The organism is Neomoorella stamsii, from assembly GCF_002995805.1.
In the GTDB taxonomy this organism is placed as follows: Bacteria; Bacillota; DSM-521; order Neomoorellales; family Neomoorellaceae; genus Neomoorella; species Neomoorella stamsii.
This window is the reverse complement of the sequence record NZ_PVXL01000004.1, coordinates 22,582-40,087: the sequence shown is the minus strand read 5'-3', so window position 1 is coordinate 40,087 and position 17,506 is coordinate 22,582. Positions and strand designations below refer to the sequence as shown.

Annotated in this window: 18 protein-coding genes; all 18 read right to left on the bottom strand. The window is 50.2% G+C overall.

Annotation, left to right across the window (positions count from 1 at the left end; all coding sequences use genetic code 11):
* Positions 1 to 40: 40 nt before the first annotated feature.
* On the bottom strand, positions 41 to 1,207 hold the full coding sequence (locus MOST_RS00255; protein WP_054937893.1) for an MFS transporter: 1,167 nt from the start codon (positions 1,205 to 1,207) through the stop codon (positions 41 to 43).
* 18 nt (positions 1,208 to 1,225) lie between these two features.
* Positions 1,226 to 2,560 carry a replicative DNA helicase gene (dnaB, locus tag MOST_RS00250; RefSeq protein WP_054937892.1) on the bottom strand — a complete coding sequence of 445 codons (1,335 nt, stop codon included), beginning with the start codon at positions 2,558 to 2,560 and terminating at the stop codon, positions 1,226 to 1,228.
* A gap of 5 nt (positions 2,561 to 2,565) precedes the next feature.
* Positions 2,566 to 4,530, bottom strand: coding sequence for a Lon family ATP-dependent protease (gene lonC, locus MOST_RS00245; RefSeq protein WP_054937891.1), 1,965 nt, complete (start codon positions 4,528 to 4,530; stop codon positions 2,566 to 2,568).
* 3 nt (positions 4,531 to 4,533) lie between these two features.
* Entirely contained in the window at positions 4,534 to 4,986 is a 453-nt protein-coding gene (rplI, locus tag MOST_RS00240; protein ID WP_054937890.1) for a 50S ribosomal protein L9, read from the bottom strand.
* 6 nt (positions 4,987 to 4,992) lie between these two features.
* Complete coding sequence (locus MOST_RS00235; protein ID WP_054937889.1) at positions 4,993 to 5,979, bottom strand: YybS family protein; 987 nt, start codon at positions 5,977 to 5,979, stop codon at positions 4,993 to 4,995.
* Between the two features lie 124 nt (positions 5,980 to 6,103).
* A complete protein-coding gene (gene rpsR, locus MOST_RS00230; protein ID WP_054937888.1) occupies positions 6,104 to 6,331 on the bottom strand; it encodes a 30S ribosomal protein S18 in 228 nt (75 codons plus the stop codon).
* Positions 6,332 to 6,350: 19 nt separating this feature from the next.
* A complete protein-coding gene (locus MOST_RS00225) occupies positions 6,351 to 6,791 on the bottom strand; it encodes a single-stranded DNA-binding protein (protein ID WP_054937887.1) in 441 nt (146 codons plus the stop codon).
* 23 nt (positions 6,792 to 6,814) lie between these two features.
* On the bottom strand, positions 6,815 to 7,111 hold the full coding sequence (gene rpsF / locus MOST_RS00220; protein ID WP_054937886.1) for a 30S ribosomal protein S6: 297 nt from the start codon (positions 7,109 to 7,111) through the stop codon (positions 6,815 to 6,817).
* A 208-nt stretch (positions 7,112 to 7,319) separates the two neighbouring features.
* A complete protein-coding gene (locus MOST_RS00215) occupies positions 7,320 to 8,603 on the bottom strand; it encodes a UbiD family decarboxylase (RefSeq protein ID WP_054937885.1) in 1,284 nt (427 codons plus the stop codon).
* A 13-nt stretch (positions 8,604 to 8,616) separates the two neighbouring features.
* Complete coding sequence (locus MOST_RS00210; RefSeq protein WP_054937884.1) at positions 8,617 to 9,213, bottom strand: cysteine hydrolase family protein; 597 nt, start codon at positions 9,211 to 9,213, stop codon at positions 8,617 to 8,619.
* Between the two features lie 13 nt (positions 9,214 to 9,226).
* On the bottom strand, positions 9,227 to 9,997 hold the full coding sequence (locus MOST_RS00205) for a creatininase family protein (RefSeq protein WP_054937883.1): 771 nt from the start codon (positions 9,995 to 9,997) through the stop codon (positions 9,227 to 9,229).
* 2 nt (positions 9,998 to 9,999) lie between these two features.
* The gene (locus MOST_RS00200; protein WP_054937882.1) at positions 10,000 to 10,785 is read right to left on the bottom strand and encodes an energy-coupling factor transporter transmembrane component T family protein; all 786 of its coding nucleotides are present in this window, start codon (positions 10,783 to 10,785) and stop codon (positions 10,000 to 10,002) included.
* On the bottom strand, positions 10,776 to 12,515 hold the full coding sequence (locus MOST_RS00195; RefSeq protein ID WP_054937881.1) for an ABC transporter ATP-binding protein: 1,740 nt from the start codon (positions 12,513 to 12,515) through the stop codon (positions 10,776 to 10,778). Before MOST_RS00195 ends, MOST_RS00200 begins: the two co-directional genes overlap by 10 nt.
* Before the next feature lie 85 nt (positions 12,516 to 12,600).
* The gene (locus tag MOST_RS16900; protein ID WP_054937880.1) at positions 12,601 to 13,167 is read right to left on the bottom strand and encodes a hypothetical protein; all 567 of its coding nucleotides are present in this window, start codon (positions 13,165 to 13,167) and stop codon (positions 12,601 to 12,603) included.
* Positions 13,168 to 13,322: 155 nt separating this feature from the next.
* Positions 13,323 to 13,940, bottom strand: a complete 618-nt coding sequence (locus MOST_RS00185; RefSeq protein WP_054937879.1) for a cyclodeaminase/cyclohydrolase family protein — start codon at positions 13,938 to 13,940, stop codon at positions 13,323 to 13,325.
* Positions 13,941 to 13,949: 9 nt separating this feature from the next.
* The gene (gene ftcD, locus MOST_RS00180; protein WP_054937878.1) at positions 13,950 to 14,855 is read right to left on the bottom strand and encodes a glutamate formimidoyltransferase; all 906 of its coding nucleotides are present in this window, start codon (positions 14,853 to 14,855) and stop codon (positions 13,950 to 13,952) included.
* Positions 14,856 to 14,874: 19 nt separating this feature from the next.
* Positions 14,875 to 15,585 carry a cyclase family protein gene (locus MOST_RS00175; protein WP_054937877.1) on the bottom strand — a complete coding sequence of 237 codons (711 nt, stop codon included), beginning with the start codon at positions 15,583 to 15,585 and terminating at the stop codon, positions 14,875 to 14,877.
* A gap of 2 nt (positions 15,586 to 15,587) precedes the next feature.
* Complete coding sequence (locus tag MOST_RS00170) at positions 15,588 to 17,411, bottom strand: adenine deaminase (protein ID WP_054937876.1); 1,824 nt, start codon at positions 17,409 to 17,411, stop codon at positions 15,588 to 15,590.
* Positions 17,412 to 17,506: the final 95 nt, after the last annotated feature.

The window sequence follows — 17,506 nt, the reverse complement described above, 5'->3', positions numbered from 1 at the left end:
AATACTGATAGAATGTTAAAAACCTATTCTGCCCACTAGTCTAAGGGCCCGCCGTTGCTTTTTGGGCAGACCTGCCTTTTCTTCCCGCCAGAAAAGTGAGCAGTCCGGCCAGTCCGAAGAGAGAGGCTACAGCATACATACCGGCAAAACCGGTGAACCGGGCCACGACTCCCAGGAGGGTAGAACCCAGGCCTATCCCCAGGTCAAAAGCGGAAAAAAAAGTACCGTTCGCCGCACCGCGGCGGTTGGGAGCTACGCCGGCCACGGCCATGGCCTGGAGGGTAGGCTGGGCGGCGCCAAATCCCAGGCCGTAGAGGACGGCGGCTACGAGGAAAACCGGGAGGCTGCCGGCCAGGGCCAGGATCAGGGTGGCCAGGGTGGCCGCCAGCAAACCGGGGACCAAAACCGGCCCCTGGCCGTACCGGTCGGCCACCATCCCGGCCAGGGGCCGGATGAGCATCAGGGCTGCGGCATAAAAAGTAAAAAAGAGACCAATATTGGCAATACCGCGTTCGGCGGCATAAAGGGTCAGGAAGGTTACCACGCCGCCATAGGTAATGGTCATAAAGAAGGCAATCAGGGACGGATGTAAGGCTTTAGGCTCAAAAAAGGCCGGCGGGGACCCGCCGCGAGTAGCTACGGCCGGCATTTTTATCTTACCGGCCACCAGGGTGGCGGCCAGGGCCAGGGCTGCGGAAGTAAAGAAGAGTACTTTAAAACCGGCCAGGTCCAGGACCAGCAGCCCCAGGGCCGGGGCAATGGCCATGGCCAGGTTGGAAAACAGGCCATAATAACCCAGGCCCTCGGCCCGCCGTTGCGGAGGTAAAATGTCGGTAACAATGGTTCCCCCGGCGGTGGTGGAACCGCCCCAACCGGCGCCATGAAGAAGGCGAAAAAGAAACAGGATGAGGATCGAAGGTGAAATGGAATAACCCAGCACCGCCACAGCAAAAATCAACAAGCCCAGCAGGTAGATACCCCGCCGGCCACGGCGGTCCATTTCCCGGCCCAGCCAGGGACGGACCAGGACAGCAGAAATGGTAAAGATGCCCATGGTAAAGCCCACCACCAGGTTGTCACCACCCAGGGCAGCTACATATTTGGGCAGGGTGGGCATGAGCATCTGGAAGCCGGTAAAGATCAGGAAACTGGCCAGGGATAAAAGGATAAAATCCCGGGTCCAGATGCGGGTAGAATCTGGTGCCAACTTTTTTAACCTTCTTTCTTAAACGGCCGGTTCCGGGGCCAGGTCGACAAATTTGGTAAATTCAGGCAAAAAAGCCATTTCCACCGTTCCCACCGGCCCATTGCGGTGCTTGGCCACGATAACTTCGGCAATCCCTTTTTTATCGGTGTCGGGGTCGTAATACTGGGGCCGGTAAAGGAAGATAATGACATCGGCGTCAGCCTCAATGGCCCCGCTCTCCAGGAGGTCGGCCATAACCGGGCGTTTATCCTGGCGCTGCTCGACACCGCGGTTTAACTGGGATAGGACCAGGACGGGAACGTTTAGCTCCCGGGCCAGGGCCTTCATGGCCCTGGAGATAAGGGCAATTTCCTGCTGGCGGCTGTCCACCCGGCGGTGGGCCTGCATGAGCTGCAGGTAGTCGACTACCACCAGGCCCAGGCCGCTTTCTGATTGCAGCCGCCTGGCCTTAGCCCGGACCTCCAGGGCCGAGAGGGCCGGGGTATCGTCAATATAGATGGGGGCCTCCCCCAGGATACCGGCGGCATTGACTAGCCGCGCCCAGTCGTCTTCGGTTAAAAAGCCCGTCCGCAGGCGGTGCTGCTCCACCATGGCTTCAGCAGCCAGCATGCGCTGCACCACCTGCTCCCGGGACATCTCCAGGCTGAAAATGGCCACCGGCAGCTTTTGTTTGACAGCTACCTGCTGGGCAATATTCAGGCAGAAAGAGGTCTTACCCATCCCCGGCCGGGCAGCGCAGATAATCAGGTCGGAAGGCTGCAGGCCGGAAAGAAGGCGGTCCAGGTCATGGAAGGTGGGCACGCCGGTAACTTCACCCTTATGGGCGCTCAAACGCTCCAGTTGCTCAAAGGTTTGCAGCAGGACCTCTTTAATGGGCACAAAGCCGCTGCGGCGCCGGCCCCCGGCCACCTCAAAAATTAGACGTTCAGCCTCATCTAAAATCTGGTCCACTTCCCCGGCTTCGCTCAAGGCCAGTTCGGTAATGCGGCCGGCTGCCTGCACCAGGGCCCTTAAAGTGGCTTTTTCCGCTACCAGGCGGGCATAATAGCCGGCATTAGCCACACTGGGTACATCGCCCGTCAGGGAGGTCAAATAAGCAGCCCCGCCTGCTACCTCCAGCTGGCCCTGGCGGCGGAGTTCTTCCGTTACCGTCAGGAGGTCGACGGCCTCACCGCGCTCATTGAGGTCCAGGATGGCGCGGTAAATCAGCCGGTGGGCTTCCCGGTAGAAGTCTTCGACTTTAAGGATTTCCAGGACGGAAAGCAATGCCTCCCGGTCCAGCATAATGGCCCCCAGGACTGACTGCTCGGCCTCCAGGCTCTGGGGAGGGACTTTTTCCAGCTCGTCTGCCATAGCTTTCAGGCTCCCGCCCGCGACCGCCGCCGGCCCTTTGCCCTGGCCGTCGCCAGCAGCAGGTAATCCAGGGCCTCGGCCACCGTAGCCACGGGCCGGATGTCAATCCCCTTTATGCTGGCCGGCACCTCGGCCGCATTTTCTGCCGGGATTAAAACCATTTTCATCCCAGCCTGCTTGGCGCCATAGATTTTCTCCAGCACCCCGCCTACCGGTTTGACTTTTCCCTGGATGGAGATTTCCCCCGTCACGGCGATATCCTGGCGCACCGGCCGCTCCTGGACGGCACTGATAATGGCAGCGGTAATGGCCAGGCCGGCCGAGGGACCGTCGATATTGGCCCCGCCCACAATATTAACGTGGACGTCATAGTTGTATAAATCCTCCCCCGTCAGCAGGCGAAATACCACGGCGGCATTGAACACGGAGTCCCGCGCCATGCTGCCGGCCGTCTCATTAAAGCGGATGTTGCCTTTCCCCGGTTCCCGGGCCGGGAAGGCCATGGCCTCAATCTCCAGGACCGAACCCACAAAGCCGGCCACGGCCAGGCCCAGCACCCGGCCGATTTCCGGCGTATCCTTGGCCTTAACGGTAGTATAGGGCGTCAGGCGGGCGCTTCTTAAGACCTGCATGACATGGTCTACCGTAATCAGCCGGCGCCGGCGGCCTTTCTTCCGCTGCTGCTGGTAGAGACTGAGGCCGTAAGCTTCGGCCAGGATATTGATGGCCTTGCGGCCTTCAATGGTATATTCGGAGATTAGTTCCGGTACCGCCGGTTCCAGTTTAACCCCCAGCCGGCCCGCGGCTTCTTTGATAATGGTCTGGATGTGGGCCGGCGTGAGGGGTTCAAAAAACACCTCAGCGCAGCGGGAGCGCAGGGCCGGGTTCAGTTCCTCCGGCTCCCGGGTCGTAGCGCCGATAAGGATAAAATCAGCCGGGGCTCCTTCCTCAAAGAGTTTTTTAATATAACGGGGCACACTTTCATCGCCCGGGTCATAGTAGGAGGAATCAAATTCTACCCGCTTATCTTCCAGGACCTTGAGGAGCTTGTTGAGGAGCAGGGGATCCATTTCCCCGATCTCGTCAATAAAGAGTATGCCGCCATGGGCCTCCGTCACCAGCCCCAGTTTGGGCTCCGGCACCCCGCTCTCGGCCAGGTCCCGCCGCGCTCCCTGGTAAATGGGATCATGGACCGAGCCCAAAAGAGGGTTGGTCACTTCCCGGGGATCCCAGCGCAAAGTGGTACCGTCCACCTCAACAAAGGGCGCCTGGGGTTTAAAGGGGGAACTGCTTATCTTCTTGGCTTCTTCCAGGGCCAGGCGGGCCGCCGTCGTTTTCCCCACCCCCGGCGGGCCGTAGATAATCATGTGCTGGGGAAAGGGAGAGGCGAGTTTAGCGAGTATGGCCTGCACGGCCTGGTCCTGGCCGACGATTTCCTCCAAGCGCCGGGGCCGCAGGGCTTCCAGGGCCGTCCGGGAAAGGGTTATCCGGGACATCTTTTCCAGAATAGCCAGTTTTTTAAGGGTCTGGGCGTTTTCCGGCCCGTTATTTTCCTTTAGAACCTGGCGGCGAATCTCCTGGATATACTCTTCATGGCGCTCCTGCATCCTTTCGGCAATGCGCTGCTCCAGTTTTTCTTCCACCGTCCGCCGGGCAATAAAGTCGGCTAATTCTTCCTGCAGGGCTGTCAGGACCTGGGGTATCTCTTCTTCGGCCGGCAAATCATTGATGGTGGGGTCCTCATAGATCAATTTTTCCAGGGCCAGGACCCTGGCCGCCAGGTCGCCGGAACGGATTAAATCCAGGGCTTCCAGCTTGCTGGCCCTTAATACTACTTTGTCCGTGCCGTAAATATCACATAAAATACCGTATAAAGCGGCCACCTGGCGCTCCAGTAAATGACGGTCACTGGCCAGGACGGGCAGGACCTCTTTGCCGGTGTCAACGGCTGCGGTTATATTTTCTGACATGGCTTAACTCCCCTCTGCCACCACCTGTACCCGCAGGCGGGCCTGGACCTCAGGATGCAATTTCAAGGTAACTTCATAATTACCCAGGGCCTTGATGGGCTCTTTCAGATCTATTTTACGCCTGTCGATGTCCAGATGAAAAGTGTTTTTAATTGCCTGGGCTATTTCTTTATTGGTAACCGAACCAAAAAGTTTGCCCTTATCACCGGCGCGGGTGGTCACCTGTACCAGGGCACCGTTGAGCTGGCCGGCCTGGCGCCGGGCTTGTGCCAGCTCCTGGCTCTTTTTCTCTTCCTGGCGTTTCTTTTCCCGGTTTAATTCCTTTATGCGCCCGGCAGTGGCTTCCACCGCCAGGCCCCGGGGTAAGAGATAATTACGGGCGTAGCCCTCGGCTACTTCCACTACTGCCCCCCGATTGCCCAGTTTAGGCACATCAGCAGTTAAAATAACCTTCATCACGCCTCACTCTCCTTTACCAGACGGATTGATGCGCCGCCGGTAGCTGAAAAACGGGTCAAATAAGCCCAGCGTTACCAGGGAAACCAGGGCCACCGGGACATTGAGCAGGGCAATAATCACCAGCACCGCCTTGAGAAAGGGAGCCAGTTTCAACTGGTAAAAAAGAAAGCTCACTGCTGCCAGGCCGTTACCCACCAGCAGGGGCAAATATACATAAAGGATATTCACCCCTACCTTCCGGGCAAAAGCCAGGCCATAATAATCTCCCAGCTGCCATAGACCCAGGCCGGCAATTACCCCCCAGATAGCGTACCAGGGTAACTGCCAGTAACGGAAAGGCGGTAGCCCCCTCTCGATAAGGCCCAGGCGTTGCAGGATCTTTTCAGCTGCCAGGTAATTAACGAAGGCGGCCAGGATAGAAGCAGAGATTAAAATCCCCGGTAACAGAAGTTTTAGGAGATTGATCATGGTGATCAGGGCGGCCTGGAACTGTTCCGGGGTCATCCCCTGACTACCCATATGCTCCAGCATCCCCGTACGGCGGTAAAATTCCAGGGTATAATTAACTGTAGCCTCAAATTCCTGGAGCAGCCCCCCCAGGGGCAACCCTGTTAATTTTGAGGTCACGCCAAGGCTCAAAAGCAAAGAAAAGAGCGCAACAACCGCCCCCGCTGCCAGCACCTGGCCGGGCCGGGCCTTAACCTTGAAAAGGTAACCATAGACCAGTCCCAGGGCGGCAAACTGGATAAATAGCAACGCCGCATTTAGCGGACCGGTAAAAAAGGCTATGGCCAGGCCGGCCACCAAGGTGGCCATTACCCCCAGGCGTAAGCTGCGGCGCACGATGAGGACGACAATGGGGACCGTCCAGATAATATTGGTGAATACCTGCAATAGGGGGATAAAGTACCCCGTTAGCACCAGCACCACCGTCAGGGCTGCCATGAGGGCCCCTTCGGCCAGGGCTGCTACCCTACCTTCGGTGTGCATGTAATTATCACCTAAATTCCCCCTGATTTTAGCTCCCGTACTTTGCGCCGGAGGGGTAACTCCCCCTAACGGCGTATATAGAAAAGAGGGAGTTGCTGTCCTCCCTCCTGAAACTTGGCCGTTATTATTCGACCGTGTATGGCAACAGGGCCAGGGCCCGCGCCCGTTTGATAGCCGTGGTCAGCTGGCGCTGGTGATGGGCGCAATTGCCGGAAATACGGCGGGGCAAAATCTTACCCCGTTCGCTGATATAGCGGCGGAGGCGGTTTACATCTTTGTAGTCTACCTGTTCGATTTTATCGACACAGAAACTGCAAACCCGCTTCCGGGAACGTTTCTTGTCACGCCGCAATCTTATTTCACCTCTCTCGCTAGAAGGGCAAATCGTCTTCGCCCATATCTACTTCCGTGCCCATATCGCTAAAATCCTGGTTGAAGCTATCAGCACCCATAGCGGTACCGGTACCCAAGCCGGTAGGACCTTTTCCATCCTTGGGCCAGTCCAGGAAACGGACATCGTCGGCTACCACATCGGTAGCCTGGCGTTTCTGGCCGTCGGGCGTTTCATAGGAACGCGTCTGGAGGCGGCCTTCAACGGCTACCAGGCGGCCCTTGTTCAGGTGGTTGGCGCAGGTTTCCGCGAGTTTCCGCCATACGGTGATGCGGATAAAATCAGTACCCCGTTCACCCTGCTGGTTGACATAATTCCTATCCACAGCCAGGGTAAAGGTTGTTACTGCTACGCCGCTGGCCGTGTAGCGCAGTTCGGGGTCCCGCGTCAGCCGGCCAATTAAAATTACCCGGTTTAACATCCTTCTCCCACCGCCTTTATCTTTTAGCTGGCTTCTTCTTCCAGGCGCGTTATCAGGTAGCGAATTACCTCGTCGGTAATCTTTAATACCCGCTCCAGTTCCTGGGCAACGGCCGGCGTACCTTTAAACTTCATGAGGACATAATAGCCCTCCCGGTACTTGCGCACCTCATAGGCCATCCGCTTTTTGCCCCACTGGTCTACCTCGGTAACCTGGCCGCCCTGATCAGCTATCAGCCTGGTAAATTTCTCTACCACTGCGGCAGTAGCTTCGGCTTCCAGGTCGGGCTTAATTACGAAAACAACTTCGTAATTACGCAAATGACAGCACCTCCTCCCTGTGGACTTATGGCCCCACCCGCCGGTGGAGCAGGGAAGCTTTTCCGGTTGATTATAGCATAATTGATACCGGAGGGCAAGGTTGAGATTTGCCAAACAGGCCTGACGCATGCCTAAAAAAGATAAAATGCTAAGGGCTAAGAAAAAAAGAGGCAATTAGTTATACCGCCGTCGCAGGGCTATGAAAGGTTCATCGGGGTATAGCCCGTCTAAAGGCATTACCCGCGCCAGCCGGTATGGTAGCATCAATAATTAGTTTAGCCCGATGCACATTAAAGGGGTCCCTGGAAAAACCATTAGTATTATTAAAAACAATGGCTTTATCCGGGGAACTCCTAGTAGCTAACGCCCACAAGACGTCTTCCCAGTTAAAAATATCTACATCTGGGTCAACTGCGACACAATATTTTAACCATGGCACCTGTTCCAGGGCAATTTCCAAAGCCTTGCGCACCTCGGCCTTATCTTTAGGCCTTAATGAAATAACCCCATTTAAAACTACAGGCGATAGGTTAACGCCTGCTACATCTATACCTTCCTCTTTTAGCGCTTTAAAAACAGCGGCTTCCCTGGAAAGCGCCAGCAATAAACTATCCTCCAAGGAACCCGCCCTTATTCCTTGAAAAACAGGATTTTCCCGATGCGTAATTGCCGTCAAATGGATAGCTGGATTTTCGCCGCGCGGTACGTAATATCCCATAAAGTCGCCAAATGGTCCCTCAGGAGCATCATCCTCTGGATCTATATAACCTTCTAAAACAATTTCGGCCCAGGCCGGTACTTCTGCGTCGATAGTAACACATTTAGTTAACTGCAAAGGTTCACCCCTTATGGCACCGGCAATCTCCAGTTCATCAAGCCCAAAATGAACTTTACTTACAGCGGCTATTATTTCCGCGGGGTGGTTGCCAATTGTTATAGCTACCTGAACTCTTTTCCCTAGTTCTCCAGCTTTTTTACGGATTAATTCTAGATGGGAATCGGGTTCCAGGCGAATGCCCAATTGTTGTTTCCCCTGGACCTGAAGTCTGTGTATGGAAACGTTACGTATTCCTGTTTCCGGATCCCTGGCCAGAACCACACCAGCAGTAATATAAGGACTGGCATCCAGAGCATTATATTTTACAACAGGCAGCTTGTACAAATCCACCTGCGAGCCAATATACTGGACCTCTTGAACACTGCCGCTTTTTATTAATACCGGTTTTACGGGGTTGGCCAGGCACTTGAGATAGGCGGGCCATATTTCGTGTATGGTGCAACCAAAAACTATCGCATAATGATCTCTGCTGCTTAATACGTTAAACAAAAAGCCGCTTTCAAACCCTCTAACTTTTTTTATCCAGATTGTTTGTGGGCTTTTCCTGTTAGCAAATATTAAATCGGGGATATCTTCTATAGAAATGTCCTCTATTTCTTCCAATTTATTTTTGTGGTAAAGGTTACGCAGGTAATCTCTGAGACCTTCCTGCATAAATAATTCCCCTTTAACAAGAATGGATAGAGCTACCCGGAGTAGAAAGCCTCTTGATTATTTCTTGTGCGGTAATGACTTCACCAAGCACGTACTCGATATTTCTTAAAAAAGCGCGATGTAATTCCCTATCGGTACCAGCAACGCAATCAGAAATTACTACGACACGATAATCACGTTGCTGGGCGTCCAGAGCAGTAGCATAAACACATACGTTAGTTGCAACACCGGTAATAATAAGGGTGCTCCTTTTAAGCCCTTTAAGTAAGATTTCCAGGTCGGTCAAATAAAAGCCGCTGTACCTGCGCTTAGCAACAATAAAATCTCCCTGTTCCGGCCTGAGTTCATCGATAAATTCTACTCCCTTCGTTTGTTCCAGGCAGTGCTCCGGCTCTTCGCGTTCCAATTCCATACCAAAATCAACCTTTTCCGGCCGGTGCTTTTCCTGGGTATAAATTACAGGAATATTCTGGGCGCGCATAAAAGAGATTAATTCCTTTAATCGTGGGATAATCTCACGACCGCCAGGACATTCGATGGGAGCGCCCTCATCTATAAAATCCGCTTGCATATCAATTACAAGCAAAGCACAATCCTCTTTTTTATACATTTACAGCCCCTCCCTATAACGACTGGATTTCCTGGATAATTTCAATAATCTTCCTGGCCGCAAACTCTACTAAAAGGCGTCCCTTTTCGGAGGTAGCCTTGTTCGGGTCACCTATAACCCCGTTAGCCGAGATGTCCTCAGTTCTCCACCCCATAGTTACAGGGCCAAAAATGGTAACATATTTGTTGTTACGTAATGGTTCGGGGGGAAAGCTGGCAACAATTTGCTCTTTTTTAACCAGATGAGGAAAAGTGTACATAATAATAGAGGTTTCCAATTCGCAGGCGTGAAACACGCCATCTCGAGGAGATTCTTGAATTTCTTTCAAGATATCCTCCCAGAAATTAGTAAACCACCAGTCAATTACAAACACCTGGACATTTAATTGATCCCGCAAATCCCGGCATAAAGATGTCAAGGTATCTGTATTGCCGCCATGGGAGTTAAAAATAGCTATCTTTTTAAATCCATGACGGGCAACGCTTTTACATATATCTTCTATCACGCCCCTTAATGTTGCATACGAAAAAGAAATGGTACCAATAAAATTCAGGTGCTCGTTACTCTTGCCAACCGGTATAACGGGGGTTATCAATAGTGGTATTTCTGGGTCAATATCTTTTAAAACGCGATCTAGAACTGATTTTAGAATCATATTGTCGGTTCCTAATGGTAAATGTTTACCGTGTTGTTCTGTAGCTCCTACTGGAAGTAAAACGATGGTTTCTTCCCTGTTAAAGGCATCTACCTCCTGTGAAGTTAGTTCTTCTAATAACCTGGCCATTTTCACTTACCCCCATATCTCAGACTGACTGTAATTATAGTTAAAATAAAGAGCAGTAATAGCGCTATAAATATATAGTCATTGCCGGTTAATTGAAGTTCTTTGTAGTTCATCCTCTTTTTCCCGATGCCAAACTGGTACACGTGGAGACCAATACTTACGTTCTTACCCAGATTAATTGCGCGCATAACAAAAGGAAAAACAACTGAAGCATATTTCCTATACTTTTCTATCAGGCCACCCTGGTCAAGTTCGTACCCCCGGCTCCTTTGAGCGTTTAATATAGTCGTAATTTCACCGCTTAACAAAGGAATAGTTTGGAAAATGAGGGCTATCATAAAGGTTAAAGTATAAGGCAATCCCAGTTTTGATAAACCATAGGCCAGTTCACTAAAATCCGTTGTCAGGATCACGGTATAAAACACACTTATAGTGATAAAGATGTACAAGGCGACAGTAATGGCCTTTAAAATATCATTTCTCTCTAGTTGCAGGATCCCCAGAGAGAATAAAACTTCACCTCCTTCAGGCTTTAAGGCACCAAATATCATCCAGGTAACAATCGCAATGCTCAGAAGCGGTAGGGCTTTGCGCATTAAAGATAATATTTCCGGTAAAATCTTTGCTGACAGCCAAGCTCCCAGCAAGCTTAGCACAACTAATACCATCACAGGTAATGTCCGAAATACTAATGCCACAATGGTTATAACTATGAACCATATTATTTTTACCCGGGGATCAAGACTATGAAAGTAAGATTCCTTTTCAACGTAGCTAGCTAACTGCACACCTTCTCCTCCCTCTCTGTAGCATTTGTTAAGCAAGAGTCAATGAATTCGTCGACGTTTAAAATTGCCGGCGCCCCGGCTTCCAAGCCCAGCATGGTAATTTCAGGCAAAGGGATATTGATTTCTGCAAATATTTCCCTCTGGCTAAATATCTCTCTAATTGTGCCGCTTGCTTTCACTCTTCCTTTATCTAACAACAAAACTGTATCTACTAAATCAGCCAGGAAAGGTAAATCATGGGAAACAATTATTATGGTACTACCAGCGTTTTTCCATTCCTTGATTAACATTGCCAGCTTTTCTTTATCAAACCTGTCCATACCATTGGTCGGTTCGTCTAAAACTAGAATGGCAGGGTTAACAGCTACAGCGGAGGCAATCATCAACCATCTTTTTTGGCCGGCTGATAAATTTACCGGTAATTCTTCGCGATACTCCAGCAAGCCGAATTTTGCCAGGAGCTTTTCCACCGTCTCCTTTTGTTCGGGACTTACTTGTCTATAAATGGACCTAATGCCAAAAGTTGCTTCATCGTAGACCGTCTCTTCAAAGAGCATCTGGTCAGGATTCTGGAAAACAAAACCTATAATTTTAGCCATCGTGGCAATAGTTTCTTGATCAGGCCTTTTTCCATTAACCTCGATTGTTCCCCGGGTTGGTTTCAGCAAGCCATTGAGATGCTTTAATAACGTGCTTTTTCCAGAGCCGTTCTGGCCAATTAAACCGATAATGCGACCCCCTTGTAAATCAACATTTATGTCTTCAAGGGCCTTGAACCGGCCGTACATAAAGGAGAGCTCTCTTATAGAAATTAAAGACGGTGCCTTGGGACTCTCTTTAATAGCGTTATTATAATTAACAGACCTTGTCCTTAATGTTGGATTCTTCCTTATGAGGTTCTTTTCCCATAGGTAGCGTTTAGCTTCTGCATAACTAATGAAAACAGGTAACCGGTATCCCTTTTCAACTAGGGTATGGTATAACTCATTTACTTGGGTGGTAGTAATGCCGGAAGCAATAACTTTATTTTTATCAGCAAAAAAATTCTTGGCCTGGTTATCTAAAATTATCTCTCCATGATTCATAACGATAACTCGATCAAGCAGGGGGGCCACCCATCCCACGTTGTTACCAATAACGATGATAGTCCGGCCTTCACGTTTCAGCCGGGCAACGGCCTCCTGAATCAGAAGGACGCCCCCGGGATCCAGGGCCGAAACCGGTTCGTCCAAAACTAAAACCTTCGGTTCCATAGCCAGTATGGAGGCAAGACAGCATAACTGTTTCTGGCCACCGGATAGCTCGCCTGTAAATCTGTTTAAAAGATGTTCAATTTGGAGCTGCTTGGACACGCGTTCAATCCTCTTACCCATCTCTTCGCGGGGTAAACCGAGGTTTTCCATGCCGAAGGCCAGCGTGTCTTCTACCCTAAAGCCGAAAAGCTGGGTTTCAGGATTTTGCATTACCATGCCTACTAATACGTTGCCTGCATCTTTAACCTGGAAAACATTATTACCGGCTATTTTTAGTTCGCCTTCAATTATGCCGTTTCTGTAAAAATTTGGTATAATGCCGCTTAATATATAACCGAAAACGGATTTACCTGAACCGCTGCGTCCAAATATACCTACTACTTCACCCTCATTTATGGTCAGGGATATACTCTTGATCACCTGCGGAGAGCCGGGCCTAAATCTGTAAGACAAATTTTTCGCTTCCAGGATGGCCATGTTAATCCTCCTAAATGGTAACCCTAGAGATATATTGCTTGCCTGGCAGGGAAAGCCCTGGTCGAACCTTCCCTGCCAGGAGTATTCAGGCTGAGATATTAGAGACATCGATCCTGGACAGGCGTTTGATAAACATCTTGACTATTACCGGTGTACCGATCATTAATGGAGGAACATCGCTTAAGCCCAGCCAGAATAATGCCCACCGGAAATCAAATATACCCAGGATAGATAAACTCAGGGAAACGGCTATTATCATGGCAATTCCGGAAAGGCCGCACCACAAAACCGATTTCCATACCAGTGATTTGTCGGTAGCGATTTCCTCCAGTGTTCTACCTTTGCCGACCATAATTGCCGGTAACCAGCCCGTGAACCCTACCATAATCCCATCCACTAGCAGTGTGTGGGCGGGGATAAAGGCACCGCTAAGCAGCGACCAGACCAGGCTGCCAATATACCCGGAGGCGAAACCGGAAATAGGACCAAAAAAGATCCCTATTACCGCTGGTAGAAAAGCAAAAATACGCAAATGGATTACCCCGGGAACTAGGGTAATGGGGTTAACGTAGGCCCAGAGAACCCCGGTTAATACACCCCAAATTACCATGAAAACGAGACCTGCAGTAGTGACTTTACTTTTTTTAGTCATGCTTTACCCTCCTCGTTTTTTTATAAAAATAAGCCCTTTGTAGACTGTTTTACTACAAAGGGCCCCGTTACCCCTCAGTCAAACACCATTGCCATAAATAAAGGCGCATGCCGCCCCGGCGGCGCCATCAGAAGGATATGATATAATGGTAAATACTACCCCATTTTCAGGGTACGTAAAAGGTGGCTCATTAAATCCTGTTTTGCTTCATTTATTCGTGCTATCCTTTGTTCCAGTTCGAGGGCATATTCTTTATTGATCTCTTTGATATTAATTGCCACATTTAGCAGTGCTCCTTCAAGGCCGGCAGCAGCCAGGTGGGCGGCGACCCCGGCATCGCTTACGGCACTCGGAACGCCTTTGTCGATAACCACCGGTATTTTTTTGAGTAACTGCAAGCACTTCTCGGCGGTACGTAAAGGTACGAACGCTGCTTTTAAAGTTTCCTGTTTAATAGCCTCCTTCCGTTTATTTGCTTCACAGGGATCTGTTCTGGGTAACCGGTAAGCATTAATTACTCCAGCAAAGGCAGCTGCGTCTTCATCCATTAAACCCAGCAGTTCAGCTTTTAACTCTTCAATCTCACCTCCCACTTTATGAATTTCAGCATGGCTTTCTTTGTATTGTTCCTTTCCTAGCGTTAAATAGCATACCTTAAGAGCCAGGGCGGCGCTGAGGTAGCCACACAGGGCGCTTACGGTTCCCCCTCCGGGTACGGGCGCCGTTGATGAAAGCTGGGCAGCAAAATCGATAAGGCTTTTTCCAGCAAGCATAGGTATCTCCTAATTAAGATCAAATAAATTGTTCTCCAGTATCTGGTTACGCTTGAAACTCTTAAGCTGTAAGAAATACTCGGCCACCATAATTAAACTTTCCTGGGGAACGGTTCCCACAAGCTGGGTCTCCAGGACCGTTACTCCATAGCGGGCAGCCTCTCTTTTTACCAGCTCAAAGGTGCGGTAAAGAGGGGTCAATTCATAATCAAAAATATTCATCGATACCGCAACCAGGTCGCGCTCTTCATATCTGAGGCCCACAGCCCTGACAGTACTGAAGCCCCCGCTTGGCCCGCGGACCGCTTTAGCTATCCCCTGCGCCAAACTCAAGTCACTGGAATTGAGAACGACGTTATAAGCTACCAGGGGTCTGGTACCGGCACTGACAATAACCGCCCCGGCAGTTGGGTGCAGGGCAGCAGCCCCGATGTCCGGAGCCCTTTCCGGTAAATGGGCTACTTTTTTTAACCCCTCGTATTGCCCCCGGCGGATGAAGTCCAGGCTTTTTCTTTCCGGAGTGCGGGCATTTTCCCCGCTCAAGTAAACAGGTAATTGGAAACGGGCGTAAATCTCCTTTCCCAGTTCTTCCGCCAGAAGTTTACATTCCTCTAAGGATATATTCTTAAGTGGAAATAAGGGGATAGTATCCTGGGCTCCTATCCGGGGGTGGGCGCCGCGTTGCTCTTCCATATTAATCAATTCGACGGCTTTGCCGGTCATATTAAGCAGGGCCCGTTTTAAAGGTTCCGGCTCTCCTATCGCTTCAATGACAGTGCGGTTAAAATCGGGATCGGGATAATAGTCGATGAGTTTTACCCCGGGAATGTCTTTAAACTGCCCTACGATCGCCTCAATTACTTCTTTCCTGCGGCCTTCACTAAAATTGGGTACTGTGTGGATATATTGCTTCACTTAGCGGCCCTCCAATGCCTTAATCCTCATCAGTTAAAATAGCCACAGCTCTGATAGGAGACCCGCTACCATCCCTTATACGCAGAGGAAGCCCCATGAATAGGAACCTGCGGTTAACTACTTTATCGAGGTTACAGAGGTTTTCTGTATTGGTCATGTTATATTTACCGCAGACCCAGTGACCTGAAAAATCCAGATCGGCCGGATGATCAATAGCTGGGGCATCAACACCGATATTGACTACCCCCTTTTGGGCCAACCACTCTGCCGCCTCATAGCTAAGACCCGTATATTCTGTCTGCCATTTATCGGTACCGTAATTACGATCATAATGACCAGTATACATTAGAAAAATATCTCCAGCCTGGATCTCCAGGCCTGCCTTAGCCAGGGCCTGCTCCAGATCTTCAACAGTGATATACCTTGAAGGTGGTACATGGCTTAGATCTACGCAGATGGCGTCACCCCAAAAATGGGTCAACGGCATTTTATCGATGGTCGGCCCCTCCGGATTGTATTCCCACACGGCATCGCAATGGGTAGGCCCGTGTTCGCTAATCAACAGGTTGCGGGCCGAAAACCCCAGTGTCTTGCTCCCGGTCATCTTTTGATTTTCTTCGTGGGTCATATTTACCATAATAAAGGTACGCTGATGCATGGGAAAAACAGACATACCCTGGTAAATTTCCTGGGAAAGATCAATCAGGGTCCAGCGTTTATTCCGGTTCATCTTTATAAAACCTCCTTAATCGCTGAAAGTACGCAGTAATTATTGGCATCCACTACCCCTTTATCGGTAAGCTTCCATTTGGGGCTGGTGGTGAGAGAGAGAAAAGCAAGGTGCATAAAAGGAGCGTGTACCTTGCACCCGAGTTCTTCCGCGGCCAGGCGATGCAGCAACGCCGTCCTAGCTATTAGTTCATGAGCTGTTAGGGCATCAGTCATTAAACCTCCAATCTCTAGGGGAAGCTCTCCCAGGACCCTGCCGCCTTTTACTACGGCCACACCCCCCTGCATTTTAATAACGTGATTAACCGCCACGGCCATATCGTTATAGTTTGTACCTACAACTATGATGTTGTGGGCGTCATGGGCCACGCTTTCGGCAAACGCTCCATTTTTAAGGCCAAACCCTTTCACAAAGCTCCTTCCTATATCCTTTTGCCCGTACCTCCCTACTACGGCAATAGGCAACAAATCTTCGTCTAAAGAAGGGAGAATATAGCCACTGTCTACCTTCATTTCAACTTCGATAGCGTGGGACAGATTTTGATCGGGTATAAGACCTATACAGCGTACTATGGCTTTGGTGCCCCTTGCAGGCAACATCAGCTCTGCGGCTGAGACGTAGTCCCGTTTGACAGATTTTTTTACTGTTGCCGGGTAAGTATATGGCGGTAGATCAATAAGCAACTCGCCATCTTTCGCTACAAGTTCACCTTTCAGGTAAACCGCCTCTACCTCCATATCTTCGAGTTCACCCGCGATAACTACCAAATCTGCCAGTTTACCCGGCGCCAGGACACCAAGATGATTTAAGCCCAACCATGTGGCCGGATTAATAGTCGCCATTTGTATTGCTTCTACAGCACCTACACCCTGACGGATAGTACGGCGAATTATATCGTTCATATGACCGCTTTTGACTATATCTTCCGCCAGCATGTCATCGGTAGCCAGGATCATACGACGCGAATCGAAACCTTCTTCAGTAAGAGCTTTAATACATTCAGCCATGTTGCGCTGGGTTGATCCCTCGCGCATTAATAGATAAACACCGTAACGCAGTTTTTCTATGGCTTCAGCTTTGGTTGTGGTTTCGTGACAGGATACGTCCGTACCTCCGGCAATAATATGGGCTGCAAGTTCGGGACCGAACAACTCCGGTGCGTTGCCGTCAACTCCTTTACCTATAGAGCGGGCATATATGGTAGAAGCCAGGGTATCTTTAATCACGTCAGGGTTGTGGGCAAAAACAAATTTAATTGCACTGACCCCCTGGATCTCGCCGATGCCAGAAACAGATGGGTAAGACAACATTTCCGGTACTTCCCGTGAAGTTATATGATAACCCGGCGTTTCCAACCCCGGTGAGTCGGGTGTTAAAGCGGGGATGCGTAAGAATACGTGGTGAGGCATAAGGGCAGCTTCAGCGGCCATGGCCCTTACCCCTTCTGGTCCCAGGACGTTGCCTATCTCATGGGGATCGCATATCAGACAGGTAGTGCCTGTGGGCAAAGATATCCTCGTAAATTCGGTAATCGTGAGCATGGCACTCTCAAAATGCATATGGGCGTCAATAAAAGCCGGTGTTACATACTTCCCGTTCAGATCAATGACCTCTGTTTCCGGTCCAATCAAGTTGTTACAATCACCAATCATTAAAATTACTTTCCCGTTGATAGCAATATCCGCCCTGTAGATTTCCCTGGTTAAGACATTAACTACGCGGGCGTTCTTTAAAACCTTAGTAGCGAACTTTTGCGGAGAAAGTAAAACTTCTATTGCCCGAAATCGCTCTTCTATAAGATTTTGCTCTTCCTGGCTTAAATTCATATTTCCACCTCCGTTAAGCCTTATGTAGCAAGTTTCGTGCCAGACCAGGCAACATCTTATTAGCCGATCGATAAGGGTTGCAAATTAAAAATAAA

What these genes read in the sequence shown, in the direction of transcription:
- dnaB (WP_054937892.1), bottom strand. Translation starts at nt 2,560, where the DNA reads ATGGCAGACGAGCTGGAAAAAGTCCCTCCCCAGAGCCTGGAGGCCGAG.
- lonC (WP_054937891.1), bottom strand. Translation starts at nt 4,530, where the DNA reads ATGTCAGAAAATATAACCGCAGCCGTTGACACCGGCAAAGAGGTCCTG.
- rplI (WP_054937890.1), bottom strand. Translation starts at nt 4,986, where the DNA reads ATGAAGGTTATTTTAACTGCTGATGTGCCTAAACTGGGCAATCGGGGG.
- MOST_RS00235 (WP_054937889.1), bottom strand. Translation starts at nt 5,979, where the DNA reads ATGCACACCGAAGGTAGGGTAGCAGCCCTGGCCGAAGGGGCCCTCATG.
- MOST_RS00225 (WP_054937887.1), bottom strand. Translation starts at nt 6,791, where the DNA reads ATGTTAAACCGGGTAATTTTAATTGGCCGGCTGACGCGGGACCCCGAA.
- MOST_RS00215 (WP_054937885.1), bottom strand. Translation starts at nt 8,603, where the DNA reads ATGCAGGAAGGTCTCAGAGATTACCTGCGTAACCTTTACCACAAAAAT.
- MOST_RS00210 (WP_054937884.1), bottom strand. Translation starts at nt 9,213, where the DNA reads ATGTATAAAAAAGAGGATTGTGCTTTGCTTGTAATTGATATGCAAGCG.
- MOST_RS00205 (WP_054937883.1), bottom strand. Translation starts at nt 9,997, where the DNA reads ATGGCCAGGTTATTAGAAGAACTAACTTCACAGGAGGTAGATGCCTTT.
- MOST_RS00195 (WP_054937881.1), bottom strand. Translation starts at nt 12,515, where the DNA reads ATGGCCATCCTGGAAGCGAAAAATTTGTCTTACAGATTTAGGCCCGGC.
- MOST_RS16900 (WP_054937880.1), bottom strand. Translation starts at nt 13,167, where the DNA reads ATGACTAAAAAAAGTAAAGTCACTACTGCAGGTCTCGTTTTCATGGTA.
- MOST_RS00185 (WP_054937879.1), bottom strand. Translation starts at nt 13,940, where the DNA reads ATGCTTGCTGGAAAAAGCCTTATCGATTTTGCTGCCCAGCTTTCATCA.
- MOST_RS00175 (WP_054937877.1), bottom strand. Translation starts at nt 15,585, where the DNA reads ATGAACCGGAATAAACGCTGGACCCTGATTGATCTTTCCCAGGAAATT.
- MOST_RS00170 (WP_054937876.1), bottom strand. Translation starts at nt 17,411, where the DNA reads ATGAATTTAAGCCAGGAAGAGCAAAATCTTATAGAAGAGCGATTTCGG.